Source organism: Paraglaciecola sp. 2405UD69-4, assembly GCF_047525415.1.
Classification (GTDB): Bacteria; Pseudomonadota; Gammaproteobacteria; order Enterobacterales; family Alteromonadaceae; genus Paraglaciecola.
In genome coordinates this window covers 392,486-406,125 of sequence record NZ_JBLIXM010000003.1, presented here as the reverse complement: position 1 = coordinate 406,125, position 13,640 = coordinate 392,486, and the positions used below count along the sequence as shown (strand labels likewise).

The 13,640-nt window shown below is 40.4% G+C and carries 20 protein-coding genes; 1 reads left to right on the top strand and 19 read right to left on the bottom strand.

The window, feature by feature from the left end; all coding sequences use genetic code 11:
- The first annotated feature begins 451 nt into the window (after positions 1-451).
- A complete protein-coding gene (locus ACMUMK_RS14025; protein WP_414701764.1) occupies positions 452-1,225 on the top strand; it encodes a hypothetical protein in 774 nt (257 codons plus the stop codon).
- 247 nt (positions 1,226-1,472) lie between these two features.
- Here ACMUMK_RS14025 and rplQ read toward each other — a convergent pair whose 3' ends face one another.
- The 19 genes from rplQ to ACMUMK_RS13930 form a co-directional block, all read right to left on the bottom strand.
- Positions 1,473-1,874 (bottom strand): 50S ribosomal protein L17, encoded by a 402-nt coding sequence (gene rplQ, locus ACMUMK_RS14020; protein ID WP_414701763.1) that lies wholly within the window; start codon positions 1,872-1,874, stop codon positions 1,473-1,475.
- Positions 1,875-1,916: 42 nt separating this feature from the next.
- On the bottom strand, positions 1,917-2,906 hold the full coding sequence (locus tag ACMUMK_RS14015; protein ID WP_133471040.1) for a DNA-directed RNA polymerase subunit alpha: 990 nt from the start codon (positions 2,904-2,906) through the stop codon (positions 1,917-1,919).
- Between the two features lie 22 nt (positions 2,907-2,928).
- Positions 2,929-3,549: a 30S ribosomal protein S4 gene (gene rpsD / locus ACMUMK_RS14010; protein WP_133471041.1), complete on the bottom strand. Its 621-nt coding sequence runs from the start codon at positions 3,547-3,549 to the stop codon at positions 2,929-2,931.
- Positions 3,550-3,573: 24 nt separating this feature from the next.
- Positions 3,574-3,963 carry a 30S ribosomal protein S11 gene (gene rpsK, locus ACMUMK_RS14005; protein ID WP_414701762.1) on the bottom strand — a complete coding sequence of 130 codons (390 nt, stop codon included), beginning with the start codon at positions 3,961-3,963 and terminating at the stop codon, positions 3,574-3,576.
- An 11-nt stretch (positions 3,964-3,974) separates the two neighbouring features.
- The gene (gene rpsM, locus ACMUMK_RS14000; protein WP_414701761.1) at positions 3,975-4,331 is read right to left on the bottom strand and encodes a 30S ribosomal protein S13; all 357 of its coding nucleotides are present in this window, start codon (positions 4,329-4,331) and stop codon (positions 3,975-3,977) included.
- 125 nt (positions 4,332-4,456) lie between these two features.
- Positions 4,457-4,573, bottom strand: a complete 117-nt coding sequence (rpmJ, locus tag ACMUMK_RS13995) for a 50S ribosomal protein L36 (RefSeq protein WP_007104309.1) — start codon at positions 4,571-4,573, stop codon at positions 4,457-4,459.
- A 24-nt stretch (positions 4,574-4,597) separates the two neighbouring features.
- A complete protein-coding gene (secY, locus tag ACMUMK_RS13990; protein WP_414701760.1) occupies positions 4,598-5,917 on the bottom strand; it encodes a preprotein translocase subunit SecY in 1,320 nt (439 codons plus the stop codon).
- A 5-nt stretch (positions 5,918-5,922) separates the two neighbouring features.
- Complete coding sequence (gene rplO, locus ACMUMK_RS13985) at positions 5,923-6,357, bottom strand: 50S ribosomal protein L15 (RefSeq protein WP_414701759.1); 435 nt, start codon at positions 6,355-6,357, stop codon at positions 5,923-5,925.
- Positions 6,358-6,360: 3 nt separating this feature from the next.
- Entirely contained in the window at positions 6,361-6,543 is a 183-nt protein-coding gene (gene rpmD / locus ACMUMK_RS13980) for a 50S ribosomal protein L30 (protein ID WP_133471046.1), read from the bottom strand.
- A gap of 6 nt (positions 6,544-6,549) precedes the next feature.
- Entirely contained in the window at positions 6,550-7,053 is a 504-nt protein-coding gene (gene rpsE, locus ACMUMK_RS13975) for a 30S ribosomal protein S5 (RefSeq protein WP_133471047.1), read from the bottom strand.
- A gap of 9 nt (positions 7,054-7,062) precedes the next feature.
- Entirely contained in the window at positions 7,063-7,416 is a 354-nt protein-coding gene (gene rplR / locus ACMUMK_RS13970) for a 50S ribosomal protein L18 (RefSeq protein WP_414701758.1), read from the bottom strand.
- Between the two features lie 11 nt (positions 7,417-7,427).
- Positions 7,428-7,961, bottom strand: coding sequence for a 50S ribosomal protein L6 (gene rplF / locus ACMUMK_RS13965; protein WP_414701757.1), 534 nt, complete (start codon positions 7,959-7,961; stop codon positions 7,428-7,430).
- A 10-nt stretch (positions 7,962-7,971) separates the two neighbouring features.
- Positions 7,972-8,364, bottom strand: coding sequence for a 30S ribosomal protein S8 (gene rpsH, locus ACMUMK_RS13960; RefSeq protein ID WP_414701756.1), 393 nt, complete (start codon positions 8,362-8,364; stop codon positions 7,972-7,974).
- A 12-nt stretch (positions 8,365-8,376) separates the two neighbouring features.
- A complete protein-coding gene (gene rpsN / locus ACMUMK_RS13955; protein ID WP_414701755.1) occupies positions 8,377-8,682 on the bottom strand; it encodes a 30S ribosomal protein S14 in 306 nt (101 codons plus the stop codon).
- A gap of 11 nt (positions 8,683-8,693) precedes the next feature.
- Positions 8,694-9,233, bottom strand: coding sequence for a 50S ribosomal protein L5 (gene rplE, locus ACMUMK_RS13950; RefSeq protein ID WP_133471052.1), 540 nt, complete (start codon positions 9,231-9,233; stop codon positions 8,694-8,696).
- Between the two features lie 16 nt (positions 9,234-9,249).
- On the bottom strand, positions 9,250-9,564 hold the full coding sequence (gene rplX, locus ACMUMK_RS13945) for a 50S ribosomal protein L24 (RefSeq protein WP_414701754.1): 315 nt from the start codon (positions 9,562-9,564) through the stop codon (positions 9,250-9,252).
- An 11-nt stretch (positions 9,565-9,575) separates the two neighbouring features.
- Positions 9,576-9,941 (bottom strand): 50S ribosomal protein L14, encoded by a 366-nt coding sequence (gene rplN, locus ACMUMK_RS13940; RefSeq protein ID WP_133471054.1) that lies wholly within the window; start codon positions 9,939-9,941, stop codon positions 9,576-9,578.
- 288 nt (positions 9,942-10,229) lie between these two features.
- On the bottom strand, positions 10,230-11,594 hold the full coding sequence (locus ACMUMK_RS13935; RefSeq protein WP_414701753.1) for a DUF4397 domain-containing protein: 1,365 nt from the start codon (positions 11,592-11,594) through the stop codon (positions 10,230-10,232).
- Between the two features lie 163 nt (positions 11,595-11,757).
- Positions 11,758-13,395 carry an AMP-binding protein gene (locus ACMUMK_RS13930; protein WP_414701752.1) on the bottom strand — a complete coding sequence of 546 codons (1,638 nt, stop codon included), beginning with the start codon at positions 13,393-13,395 and terminating at the stop codon, positions 11,758-11,760.
- Between the last annotated feature and the right edge of the window lie 245 nt (positions 13,396-13,640).

Genomic DNA, 13,640 nt, shown 5'->3' with positions numbered 1-13,640 from the left:
CACTAAGTGAATGTCCACACAGATTGTCTTGTTCTAATTGTTAAAGAGCGTTGCTAACTTCGTTAGCGGCTTAAGTTGTCCGTAGACCCTCTTAAGCGGGAGGCGTATAATACGCCGTTAAATTTTGATGTCAACGTTTTAATTTAAATTATTTTCAAATTAAATCTCGCTACATCCCGCTTCAAATATACCTCTTAAGTATATGCAACATACCAATCAAATTGACTCTGTTGCCGGTGACCTAAGTTGTTGGAACCGGTCTCCCTTGAAGCGAGGGCGCATTATAGAGATAACACATCCCTATGCAACACTTTATTTCATTTATTTTACTGAACGCATAAAAAGCAAACAAAACGGTTATTAAACTGTCTATTAGGTACTTTTATTGGTAAATTACTGTTAGTCAAAAATGTATAAGCATAAATTTAATGCTTTTTATACCGGTGTATTTATGATGAAAATTAAGTCATGCCTGTTCCTTGGGCTCATATCACTAAGTTACATTACTAGTGTTTCTGCTATAGAAAACATTAAAGATAGTGAAACACTCCAAATTAATGAAAGTTTTATACACAGCCAAATAGAAAATAGTAGCTCTGTTGGCATTGCAGTTAAATCCATAGTAAAGCATTACCCACAACAATCAGCTGCAATAGTGTCAACCACATTAGATTTATACCCTGATAAATATAAGGAAATAATTCACGCGGCTATCTCAGCACAACCTGCTATTACGGGAGAGATAGTTACAATAGCAATAAGTAAAGGTATTAGTAGCTGCAGCAGCATAGTTGAAACAGCTATCAATGCTGATCCTAGTTATATAGATTTTATTGTGACTGCTGCCGCTAACGCTACACCAGAAGAGTTAGATGAAATTGTTCGTATTGCCGTAATTACAGAACCAGAGTCTGCAGATTATATTGTTCGCTCGTTAGCGAAAGAACATCCAAATAAAGTAATAGATATACTCAGTACTGCTATCAGTACAGTTCCTGTAGTGGGACAATATGTGGTGGAAGCTTTACTGGCTATATTTCCGAACGATGCGGAAGATGTCATTACTACAGCAGTAAGAGAGTCTTCATCTAAACGTGAAAATGTTAAAAAGATTATTGAAGCTGCATACAACTCTGGAATTGACACCAAAGAACTAGGAATTTATGCAGTAAATGGTGGTGCTACCAACGAAGAAGTTAAAGAGGTATTAGATAATAATCAGTAGCCACCAAAAAACTATGTGAGATTTGTTTACTTCATGTGTTGGGGCTTAATGAAATCTTAATGGTTTCGCTATTTATAGATAAACAAAGAGCCTCTTATCCTTGAGTAATCTTAATAAATAGTTACCCCTTTATAAATATCAAAGATATCCTGAACTTAAGAAATACTTACTTAAATAATAGACAATAAAAAACCCGGCAATTGCCGGGTTTCTTTTTACTTTATTAACCGCTTTCAGGTTTTAAACCTTACTCTTCAGTAGCTTCTTCAATCTCTTCGACTGCTTCAACTTCTGGGCGGTCAACTAATTCAACGTAGGCCATAGGCGCTTTATCACCAGTACGGAATCCACATTTTAAAATGCGAATATAACCACCTGGACGCTCCTCATAACGAGGACCTAATTCGTTGAACAATTTACCAACAACTTCTTTATCACCAGTACGAGCCATTGCCAAACGGCGATTAGCTACACTGTCTTGCTTAGCAAGAGTGATAAGAGGTTCAAGTACGCGACGTAGTTCTTTCGCCTTTGGTAAAGTTGTTTTAATCAACTCTTGCTTTACCAAAGAACCAGCCATGTTTTTAAACATCGCTTGACGATGACTGCTGTTACGATTTAACTGACGACCACTTTTACGATGGCGCATAGTTTTATCCTTCTTTACAAATCAGTTTAGTTAAAAACTAGATTAATCTTTTTCTGCGATTGACTCTGGTGGCCAGTTTTCTAGGCGCATACCCAGAGAAAGTCCACGAGAAGCAAGTACATCTTTAATCTCTGTAAGAGATTTTTTACCTAAGTTAGGAGTTTTTAACAACTCAACTTCGGTGCGTTGTACCAGGTCACCAATATATTGAATGGCTTCTGCTTTAAGACAATTAGCTGAACGAACTGTAAGCTCTAAGTCATCAACTGGACGAAGAAGAATCGGATCAAATTCCGGCTTCTCTTCTTTCTCAACTGGCTCTGAAATATCACGCAGTTCAACAAATGCGTCTAATTGCTCGGCTAAAATTGTAGCTGAACGACGAATTGCTTCTTCTGGATCAATAGTACCGTTGGTTTCCATATCGATTATTAACTTATCAAGGTCAGTTCTTTGCTCTACACGAGCTGACTCAACATTGTAAGCTATACGTTCAACAGGACTGTATGAAGCATCTACCAATAAACGACCAATTGGACGATCATCTTCTTCTGAAGAGCGGCGTGTTGATGCTGGAACATAACCACGACCCATTTCTACTTTAATGCGCATGCTAAGTTCAGCTTCGCCAGTTAAAGTACAAACTACATGATCAGGGTTAACAATTTCCACATCGCCATCATGCTGGATATCACCAGCTAATACTGGGCCAGCTCCCGACTTCACTAGAGTTAGCGTTGCTTCAGTTTTGCCTTCAAGACGCACGGCTAAACCTTTAAGGTTAAGCAATATTTCAATAACGTCTTCTTGCACGCCTTCTTTGGTGCTGTATTCATGTAATACACCATCAATTTCAACTTCTGTTACAGCACATCCTGGCATTGAAGACAATAAGATGCGACGTAACGCGTTTCCTAGCGTATGGCCAAAGCCACGCTCTAAAGGCTCTAAAGTTACCTTAGCGCGTGTAGGCGAGACGTTATCAATTTCAACTAATCTTGGTTTTAAGAATTCAGTTACAGAACCCGACATTGTTTCCTCTCTTCTTTAAGCTTTACTTAGAGTAAAGTTCGACGATCAACTGTTCGTTAATTTCGGCAGACAAATCAGTTCTTTCAGGAACACGTTTAAATGTACCTTCCATTTTTTTGTTGTCTACTTCAATCCAAGTTGGTTTTTCACGCTGATCTGCTAACTCAAGAGCAGCAACGATACGTGCTTGTTTCTTCGCTTTTTCGCGAACAGACACAACATCATCAGCAGAAACGTTAAAAGAAGGAACGTTAACAACTTTACCGTTAACCAAAATGGCTTTGTGGCTTACAAGCTGACGTGCTTCAGCACGAGTACTTGCAAAACCAATACGGTATACAACATTGTCTAGACGCTGCTCTAAAAGTTGTAACAAGTTCTCACCTGTATTACCTTTCAAGCGTGCTGCTTCTTTATAGTAGTTACGGAATTGCTTTTCTAATACACCGTACATACGACGTACTTTTTGCTTTTCACGTAATTGCACACCATAGTCTGATAAACGTCCACGACGGGCGCCATGCTGACCAGGTGCATTATCTATTTTACATTTCGAGTCAATTGCTCGAACGCCACTTTTAAGGAACAAATCTGTTCCTTCGCGGCGGCTAAGTTTGAGTTTGGGACCCAAATATCTTGCCATGATCTTTCTCCAACTGTCCGTCGATTAAACGCGACGTTTTTTCGGTGGACGACAACCGTTGTGAGGTATAGGTGTCACATCGGTAATATTAGTGATTTTATAACCAGCAGCGTTTAAAGCTCTGATCGCAGATTCTCGACCTGGACCTGGACCTTTAACAAACACTTCTATGTTTTTCAAACCGTAATCCTGAGCGGCAACACCTGCACGTTCAGCAGCTACCTGAGCAGCAAATGGTGTAGATTTACGTGAACCACGGAAACCTGAACCACCTGACGTAGCCCAAGACAAGGCGTTACCTTGACGGTCTGTAATTGTCACTATGGTGTTGTTGAAAGAGGCGTGGATATGAGCCATACCATCTGCAACTTGACGTTTTGCGCGTTTACGCGCTTTGGTTGGTGCTTTAGCCATAATACCCTCGCTTATCGTTTAATTGCTTTGCGAGGACCCTTACGGGTACGCGCATTGGTTTTAGTGCGCTGACCACGTAGAGGAAGACTACGACGGTGGCGTATACCACGGAAGCAACCTAAGTCCATCAAACGTTTAATACTCATTGATACTTCACGGCGAAGGTCACCTTCAACTGTGAATTTAGCTACTTCATCACGTAACTTATCAATCTGTTCTTCTTCAAGATCTTTGATCTTTGTTGTCTCTGCAACACCAGCTGCTGCACAAATGCTTTTAGCACGTGTGGAGCCGACACCATAAATTGCTGATAATGCAATTACGGCATGCTTGTGCTCAGGGATGTTAATGCCAGCGATACGGGCCATTAACAGTACTCCTCTAAATTTATAGTTATTAGCCTAAAAAGCCCGATAGGATACTTACCCAATAACTAAATTGCAATTAAGGATTGAGGCGCTAGTGTATCTAGACGACCCCCAATCCCAGTTGATTAACCTTGCCTTTGCTTATGCTTAGGGTCAGAACTGCAAATCACACGCACAACACCGTTGCGCTTAATGACTTTACAGTTACGGCAAATCCGCTTGACGGATGCACGAACTTTCATTTCATCACTCCGTAAATCGCTAACTTAACGGCCGTAGCCCTTAAGGTTAGCTTTCTTAAGAACAGACTCATATTGATGAGACATCAAATGTGTCTGTACCTGCGCCATGAAATCCATGACAACCACTACCATAATTAGTAATGATGTACCGCCAAAGTAGAACGGAACGTTCCAGGCGATCAACATGAACTCAGGCACTAAACATATAAAGGTTATGTAAAGCGCACCAGCCAAAGTTAGGCGGGTCATTACCTTATCAACATATTTTGATGTTTGCTCACCTGGGCGAATACCTGGGATAAAAGCCCCAGACTTCTTCAAATTATCTGCTGTCTCACGAGGGTTAAAAACCAACGCAGTATAGAAGAAACAGAAAAATATAATTGCCGCAGCATAAAACATCACATACAAAGGTTGTCCTGGAGACAACATTAAAGCCACATCTTGTAACCAAGATAAAGACTCATTCTGACCAAACCAGTTTGCAACTGTGCCTGGAAACAAAATTATACTTGAAGCAAAAATTGGCGGTATTACACCAGCCATATTTACTTTCAAAGGTAAATGCGTACTTTGAGCAGCAAACACCTTACGACCTTGTTGACGCTTAGCATAGTTAACGACGATACGACGTTGTCCACGCTCAACAAACACAACAAAGTAAGTAACCGCAACAATTATCACGCCCACTAATAACAAGAACAATAAGTTTATTTCACCTTGTCTAGCTTGCTCAGCAACATTACCTAATGCTGATGGCAACCCAGAAACAATTCCGGCGAAAATCAGAATAGAGATACCGTTACCGATACCTCTCTCTGTAATTTGCTCACCTAGCCACATAAGGAACATAGTTCCAGTAACTAAGCTAACAACTGCTGTAAAGTAAAAACCGAAACCAGGATTAATTACCAAACCTTGCATAAGGTTAGGTAAGTTAGTCGCAATTCCAATTGCTTGGAAAGTAGCCAACACCAACGTAAAGTAACGTGTGTATTGACTAATTTTGCGCTTACCTGCTTCGCCTTCTTTTTTCAACTCCATCATTGGTGGATGCATATGCGTTAACAATTGCACAATAATAGAAGCTGTAATATATGGCATGATGCCTAGGGCTAGAACTGATGCACGTTCAAGAGCACCACCAGAGAACATGTTAAACATTTCTACGATAGTACCTTTCTGTTGGTTGAATAACTCAGCCAACACCGCAGCATCAATACCAGGAATAGGTACAAAAGAACCCAACCTAAATACTATGATCGCACCAAGTACGAACAACAATCTTGATTTAAGCTCGCTCAAGCCGCCTTTAGCGCTTGAGTCCTGTCCTGGTTTAGCCATCTAGCTTATTCCTCTACTTTACCGCCAGCTGCTTGAATCGCTTCAAGTGCGCCTTTAGTTACCTTTAAACCACTAACCGTTACGGCACGTGAGATATCGCCACTTTTCATAACTTTAACAAACAACATTTCTTTCTTGATAAGACCTGCTGCTTTTAAAGTTTCAAGTGATACAACTTCACCTTCTACCTTTGCAATTTCACTTAACGTAACTTGGTCAGAAACCATAGATTTACGAGAAGTAAAACCGAATTTAGGAAGACGACGTTGAATTGGCATTTGACCACCTTCAAAACCAGGCTTTACAGAACCGCCAGAGCGAGACTTTTGACCCTTGTGACCACGGCCACCAGTTTTTCCAAGACCAGATCCCATACCGCGACCTACACGTTTACCAGCTTTTTTCGCTCCAGGTGCAGGAGCAAGAGTATTCAATTGCATCTTTTACTCCTCCACTACTTCAACCATGTAAAATACACGGTTGATCATGCCACGGACAGAAGGGGTATCTTCTAATTCACGAACATGACCGATGCGACGAAGACCTAAACCTGTAAGCGTAGCTTTATGTTTAGGTAGACGACCGATAGAGCTTTTTGTTTGCTTTACTTTTATCATCTTAGCCATGTTCAATTACCCCAAAATTTCTGAAACAGACAATCCACGCTTAGCAGCAACAGACTCAGGCGAATTCATTTCTGTCAACGCATTGATAGTTGCACGCACAACGTTAATTGGATTGGTAGATCCGTAACATTTTGAAAGTACGTTTTGTACACCAGACACTTCTAATACTGCACGCATCGCACCACCGGCAATAATACCAGTACCTTCAGATGCTGGCTGCATATATACTTTAGAGCCTGAGTGACGACCTTTAATCGGGTGCTGTAGTGTGTTGCCATTAAGATCAACAGTCACAATATTGCGACGTGCTTTTTCCATAGCTTTTTGGATTGCTGCAGGCACTTCACGTGCTTTACCATATCCAAAACCAACACGACCATTACCGTCTCCTACTACTGTTAGAGCAGTAAAGCTAAAGATACGACCACCTTTAACTACTTTAGAAACACGGTTAACAGCGATTAATTTTTCCAACAAGTCACCTTGTTGTTGAGCTTCTACTTTAGCCATAATTAACTCCTAGAACTGAAGACCAGCTTCGCGAGCTGCTTCAGCTAATGCCTTAACGCGACCGTGATATTTGAATCCACTACGGTCAAAAGCAACAGACTTGATGCCTTTCTCCATAGCGCGTTCAGCAATCGCTTTGCCAATAGCTGCAGCTGCGGCTGAATTACCAGTGCCTTTTAGGCTGCTAGCGATTTCAGTTTCAACTGTTGAAGCCGACGCCAATACTTCAGAACCGCTTGGAGCGATTAACTGAGCATAGATGTGACGCGGGGTACGGTTAACAACCAAGCGATGCGCTGCCAATTCACTAATTTTTTTACGTGCACGAGTAGCGCGACGCAAACGAGCTGATTTTTTATCCATCGTACTGACTCCTACTTCTTCTTAGCTTCTTTACGACGCACAACTTCATCTGCGTAACGAACACCTTTACCTTTATAAGGCTCTGGTGGACGGTATGCGCGGATATTAGCTGCAACCTGACCTATCAATTGCTTATCAACGCCTTTAACGATGATTTCAGTTTGACTAGGAGTTTCAACAGAAATACCTTCAGGCATTTCATATGCTACAGGATGTGAGAAGCCTAAAGTTAAGTTAAGTTTCTTACCTTGCGCTTGAGCACGGTAACCAACACCATTTAACAATAACTTTTTCTCAAAACCTTCAGCTACACCAACAACCATGTTGTTTAGCAAAGAGCGAGCAGTACCAGCTTGAGCCCAACCATTTACTGCTCCTTCACGAGGAACAACTTTAAGTTGTGCGTCTTCTTGAACTACTTCAACTGCTTCGTTAAATACACGGGTAAGCGAGCCGTTTTTACCTTTTACTGTGATCTCTTGACCTGAAATAGAAATTTCTACACCAGATAAGACATCTACAGGAGCTTTTGCTATACGTGACATTATATTCCCCTTACGCTACGTAGCCGATGATCTCACCACCCATGCCCGCTTTACGCGCTGCACGGTCAGTCATCACACCTTTAGAGGTAGACACGATAGCTACACCTAAACCACCCATAACTTTTGGCAACTCATCTTTTTTCTTATAGATGCGAAGACCAGGGCGACTTACGCGCTCAATGCTTTCGATTACTTTTTTGCCTTCGAAGTACTTTAAAGTAACTTCTAAAACAGGCTTAACGTCACCAGATACTGCGAAGTCTGTTACGTAACCTTCTTCTTTAAGTACGTTTGCAATTGCAACACGAACTTTTGAAGAAGGCATAGATACAGAAACCTTGCTAGCCATCTGGCCGTTACGTACGCGGGTAAACATATCCGCGATAGGATCTTGCATACTCATATCAGCTACTCCTTACCAACTGGCTTTTTTCAAGCCAGGCACTTCACCGCGCATCGCTGCTTCACGCAACTTGATACGACTCATGCCAAACTTGCGTAGGAAACCATGTGGACGACCTGTGATGTTGCAGCGATTACGCTTACGACTTACAGATGAATCACGTGGCAGTTGTTGCAGCTTAAGAACAGCATCCCAACGGTCTTCGTCAGAAGAGTTGACATCGCTGATAGTTGCTTTAAGAGCAGCGCGTTTTACCGCGTACTTAGCAGCTAGTTTGGCGCGTTTTGCTTCGCGCGCTTTCATTGATTCTTTTGCCATAACCCTACACCTTACTTTTTGAACGGGAAGTTAAACGCGCTTAATAAAGCGTGTGCTTCCGCATCGTTTTGAGCGCTAGTAGTGATAGTAATATCCATACCGCGGATTTTATCAACCTTATCGAAATCAATTTCAGGGAAGATAATTTGCTCACGAACGCCCATGCTATAGTTACCACGACCGTCAAATGACTTAGGATTTAAGCCACGGAAATCGCGGATACGTGGAATTGCAATTGAAACTAAACGTTCAAAGAATTCCCACATACGTTCACCACGTAGGGTTACTTTACAGCCAATCGGATAACCTTCACGGATTTTAAAACCCGCAACAGATTTACGAGCAACAGTTACAACAGGCTTTTGACCAGCAATTGCTTGCATGTCAGCCGTGGCATTTTCCAATACCTTTTTGTCTGCTACCGCTTCACCTAAACCCATGTTTAGAGTGATTTTTTCAATCCGAGGGACTTGCATGACGCTTTGATAGTTGAACTGCTTCGCAAGTTCCGCTACCACTGAGTCTTTATAGAAATCATGCAGTTTCGCCATCGTACTCTCCAATTAATTAAATTAGTTCACCGTCAGATTTAAAGAAACGAACTTTCTTCTCACCTTCAAGACGGAAACCCACACGATCTGCTTTACCCGTTTTCGAGTTGTAGATCGCTACATTTGATACGTGAATCGATGCTTCTTTTTCAACAATACCACCCGCTTCACCCAATTGAGGGTTAGGCTTCTGATGCTTCTTGATAAGATTTACACCTTCAACGATTAGACGGTTAGCTGCAGGAATAACTTTAAGCACTTTGCCTTGTTTTCCTTTGTCTTTACCAGTCAAAACGATGATTTCATCATCACGACGAATTTTATTAGCCATATCGTGACTCCTTATAGTACCTCAGGGGCTAGTGAGACAATTTTCATGTTATTCACACGAAGTTCTCTCGTAACCGGACCAAAGATACGCGTACCAATCGGTTGCTTGTTTGCATTTAGCAAAACAGCTGCATTGTTATCAAAACGGATAGATGAACCGTCTGGACGACGAACGCCTTTCCTAGTACGCACCACCACTGCATTTAGTACATCACCTTTTTTTACTTTACCGCGAGGAATTGCTTCTTTCACAGTAACTTTAATGATGTCACCAATATGTGCATAACGGCGATGCGAGCCACCAAGAACCTTAATACACTGAACCCTGCGAGCGCCGCTATTATCAGCAACATCCAGGTTAGTTTGCATTTGGATCATGTTAGTGCTCCGCTGTTAAAATTAAGACTCTTCAGAGTCGTTTATCTGTAAAAAAGCAGCTATTCGTTGCTTTTTTATACATACCCCAGTTAAAAGGGCGCGAAATACTAACAGAAAAGTAAGGGGAGGGATAGTACAATTTTAAAATAATATAATAAAACTACAGCTATTAGTCTTAAGTGTGCGTTTTACCACATTGTAGCGCTACAGGTAGCATTTTAGTGGAGACTTAAGGAAATCAACTTCATAAAAAAGGCCTCTAACGAGGCCTTTTTTAGTTATGAAAGATTAATTAAGCACGGATATTTCAAACCCAGTCGCTGAATCATCTGTTTTCTCAACAGTTATGATGTAATTAACTTCTTCATTAATCCCTAACAATTCTGTTCTGTCCAGCAAAACCTGAGTGTCATTATTATCTTCAAACACTGCTATCAACTCATAAAAATCACTAGGTAAAGTAATACTTCTACTTTCTTCGTAATCTAATCCAGCCACTAGATATTCTGCGCTTTCTATCGTTTCGTCTTTACGAACAAAATAGAAGTCTATATCAAAGAAGTCAGGTGCTAAATTAACAATTTGTATTTGATGATCAAATACTTGCGGTAAATTACTTTCTTCGAACGAGATAGCGGTCAAAGCTTCATCTGCATTTCTATATAAAACCACTGCCTTACTTTCACCTTGATTTAATGTGATTAGGCGATTGTTAAATGCAGTAGACTCATCAAGTGAGGCCGAAAGGCGGTAATCACCAAATTCAATTTCAGTAAAGTCGCTTAGTTCATTAGCCCCAAGGCTCAACTCTTGCTCTGTATTATCGTCATTACCAGCAAGGGTTAAGTCGATAGAAGCATCGTCATCTAAACTGTTATAAATTCTATACTGTGCCGTTGCATCATCGTCAGCATAATTTCCAACAGAAGAAGAGTTAATAATCAAATCTACAACAACATTATCTTGAATAGCACCTGTAGTGGTTCTTAAAGCGATAACATATTCAGTATCGAAGGCGAAACTTATAGTCGCACTTTCGAAGAAAGGTTCAGTTGAACCTGACTCAGTTAAATAAATAATATATTCACCTTCATCAAAGTCGTCACTGTCACTATCACCATCCCAATATTCGAATTCATCAAGCTGCTGATAATTTACAGCACCTAAGAAATTAGCAGCACTGAAAGGCTCACCTGCTTCACTCATATAAAGGTCATAACTTTGACCATCAGCAATAACTGATGTCGCAAATACACGAAAATGATCTTCTAAGTCTTCTCGAGTATATGTGTATTCTATAAAAGAAGGAGTTTCGTAATCGCCACTTAGGATAATCAAAGACTTGTCACCATTTTTTAGGTTAACAGTCATTTCTTCTAGCGTAACTTCTTGGTCATCAGCGTCGATACGATAAAATTCTAATTCAAGTTCGCCTTTCTCAAGGGTAATTAGGCTAGATGCGTCACCATATGTTGCTGAACCTAAAAGGTTTCCATCTACTTCAGCCATCAATGTTGTAGCGCTGTTTGCAGAGCCATTATAGAACTGAATGTAAGAATCGTTAAATGTGTCATTTCCATTGCCACCAGAACCGCCACATGCTGAAAGAAGCAACAGCGACAAAACAGCGGGAGACAAAAAAGCATTTTTCATAAAAAATTATCCATAGTTATTACATGTGTACAGAAATAGGATGTAGGACAAGTAAATAAGTTCCACATTATTTACACATTCTTAGCAAAGTGCCGCCAACAGACGACCGCAAGGCGTCAAATTAATACTGGAACGGGAGTTTACAGAGATTTTCTATACTTTGCTATTGCAATGCAATTTTAGTCGTAAATATGCCGTTAATAAGCTTTTCATATTTATTTTCTAACGTATGCCTTTTTATTTTCAAAGTGGGAGTGAGTAAGTCATTATCCACTGTCCATTCATCTTTTAACACGACTATATGGTCCAGTACAGCGTGGCTTTCTAAGGTCGAGTTCACCTCATTAAGAGTATCTAATAAACTAGTCTCTATTTCTTTTGGTGAACGCTTTAAAGCATCCTCTGATAAAACAACTAAGGCGATAGGCTGTTTCAATTGCGCACCTGTCACACAAACCTGCTCTATCATAGAATTAGCCATTAACTTTGATTCAATAGGCACGGGCGCTATATATTTTCCTTTGGAGGTCTTAAATATTTCTTTGAGACGACCAGTAATTTTTATATAACCATCATCATCTATCGAGCCTTTATCGCCGGTTCTTAAATAGCCATCATCGGTTAAAACCTCAGCAGTCTTCTCTGGCTCCAAATAATACTCTTTCATATTACATGGCCCTTTGACCTGAATCTCACCATCTTCCGAAATTCTAATATCTACACCTTCATAGGCCTTACCAATACACCCTATTTTGTCGGCCCTAAAAGGCACGCAGCAAGTACCGTATGCACTGTTTTCTGTCATACCCCAGCCTTCAGATATATTAATACCAATATCTTTAAACCATTCTAAGGTAGCTGCGGCTATTGGAGCAGAGCCACTGGCACATAAACGAGCCTGACTTAACCCTAACTTTTGTTGTATTTTCTTTTTAACAATTGAATTCACAATAGGGATCTTCAAAAGAAAGTTAAGCTTCTTTTGTGGCATATTAGCCAGCACTCCCATTTGAAACCGAGTCCATAAACGAGGAACAGAGACAAATAATGTGGGTTGAGTAGCACATATATCTCTTGAGAATGTATCTAAAGACTCTATAAAACTGACTTTTTCTCCTGAATAAAAACTGGCAAGCTCAATTAACACTCGCTCTGTTATATGTGCTAAGGGTAAATAGCTCATGACTCTGTCTGATGAGTCAATATTTAAAGCCTGTAGGGAAGCATGGGCAGCCCAACAAATCGAACGATAGTTATGCACTACGCCTTTTGGATTTCCCGTACTACCTGAGGTATAGATAATTGTCATCACTGAGTCTAGATCTGGGACAGGCGCTTCCATAAATGGAGCTGAGTTTAATAATTCCTCCCATTGTTTATCTGCAGGAATATTCGGGTAAGGAAATGCCAATTTTATAATATCATCGCCTACAGCTGCGACTTGGTTTTCAGTGTCATCAAGTTTACCTACAAACACCACAGGGCACTTAGCATGCTCAAGAACATAACGGATAGTTTTTTCGCCAGCAGTCGCATAAATGGGAACTGATATATGACCTGCCATCATGATAGCCAAGTCTGTAATAAACCACTCTGCACAGTTTTTAGACAATATAGCTATGTGGCTCTTTTCAGGTAAATTCAGTGCAAGCAAACTACTCGCGACTTTGCGAGCCTGCTCTCCTACACTCTTCCAAGTGAATTCTGTCACTACACCCTTCACTGGTTGTTTCAAATATACAGAATTAGGCTCAGTTGATTCCCAGTGGTAAAGCATTTCAAGAGGAGTTTTTAGCAACATATTTTATCCCAATATATAAAGACTAATGGTTTCTGACACTTAGCCTACCGCTTAATAATTACAATATTTTAACATCAATATTAATCTAATGAATAGTTATTTACATTATTTTAAAGTTTCATTGATAATTATCATAAATATCAATTACCGAAAGTTATAGGCGTGGCGCTTCAAACAAAGAAAAATAAGCGTTAAAAAATCAGAAAAGTACTACATGCTTATTGACAAAATAGCATGGTAAACAG

Bases quoted from the DNA above. Each gene is read 5' to 3' on its own strand.
- rpsM (WP_414701761.1), bottom strand. From the start codon at position 4,331: ATGGCCCGTATCGCTGGCATTAACATCCCTGAGCACAAGCATGCCGTA.
- rpsD (WP_133471041.1), bottom strand. From the start codon at position 3,549: ATGGCAAGATATTTGGGTCCCAAACTCAAACTTAGCCGCCGCGAAGGA.
- ACMUMK_RS14025 (WP_414701764.1), top strand. From the start codon at position 452: ATGATGAAAATTAAGTCATGCCTGTTCCTTGGGCTCATATCACTAAGT.
- rpmJ (WP_007104309.1), bottom strand. From the start codon at position 4,573: ATGAAAGTTCGTGCATCCGTCAAGCGGATTTGCCGTAACTGTAAAGTC.
- rplF (WP_414701757.1), bottom strand. From the start codon at position 7,961: ATGTCACGTATAGCAAAAGCTCCTGTAGATGTCTTATCTGGTGTAGAA.
- secY (WP_414701760.1), bottom strand. From the start codon at position 5,917: ATGGCTAAACCAGGACAGGACTCAAGCGCTAAAGGCGGCTTGAGCGAG.
- rplR (WP_414701758.1), bottom strand. From the start codon at position 7,416: ATGGATAAAAAATCAGCTCGTTTGCGTCGCGCTACTCGTGCACGTAAA.
- rplE (WP_133471052.1), bottom strand. From the start codon at position 9,233: ATGGCGAAACTGCATGATTTCTATAAAGACTCAGTGGTAGCGGAACTT.
- rplQ (WP_414701763.1), bottom strand. From the start codon at position 1,874: ATGCGCCATCGTAAAAGTGGTCGTCAGTTAAATCGTAACAGCAGTCAT.
- rpsH (WP_414701756.1), bottom strand. From the start codon at position 8,364: ATGAGTATGCAAGATCCTATCGCGGATATGTTTACCCGCGTACGTAAC.
- rpsE (WP_133471047.1), bottom strand. From the start codon at position 7,053: ATGGCTAAAGTAGAAGCTCAACAACAAGGTGACTTGTTGGAAAAATTA.
- rpmD (WP_133471046.1), bottom strand. From the start codon at position 6,543: ATGGCTAAGATGATAAAAGTAAAGCAAACAAAAAGCTCTATCGGTCGT.
- ACMUMK_RS13930 (WP_414701752.1), bottom strand. From the start codon at position 13,395: ATGTTGCTAAAAACTCCTCTTGAAATGCTTTACCACTGGGAATCAACT.
- ACMUMK_RS13935 (WP_414701753.1), bottom strand. From the start codon at position 11,594: ATGAAAAATGCTTTTTTGTCTCCCGCTGTTTTGTCGCTGTTGCTTCTT.
- rplN (WP_133471054.1), bottom strand. From the start codon at position 9,941: ATGATCCAAATGCAAACTAACCTGGATGTTGCTGATAATAGCGGCGCT.
- rplO (WP_414701759.1), bottom strand. From the start codon at position 6,357: ATGCAATTGAATACTCTTGCTCCTGCACCTGGAGCGAAAAAAGCTGGT.
- rpsK (WP_414701762.1), bottom strand. From the start codon at position 3,963: ATGGCTAAAGCACCAACCAAAGCGCGTAAACGCGCAAAACGTCAAGTT.
- ACMUMK_RS14015 (WP_133471040.1), bottom strand. From the start codon at position 2,906: ATGTCGGGTTCTGTAACTGAATTCTTAAAACCAAGATTAGTTGAAATT.
- rplX (WP_414701754.1), bottom strand. From the start codon at position 9,564: ATGGCTAATAAAATTCGTCGTGATGATGAAATCATCGTTTTGACTGGT.
- rpsN (WP_414701755.1), bottom strand. From the start codon at position 8,682: ATGGCAAAAGAATCAATGAAAGCGCGCGAAGCAAAACGCGCCAAACTA.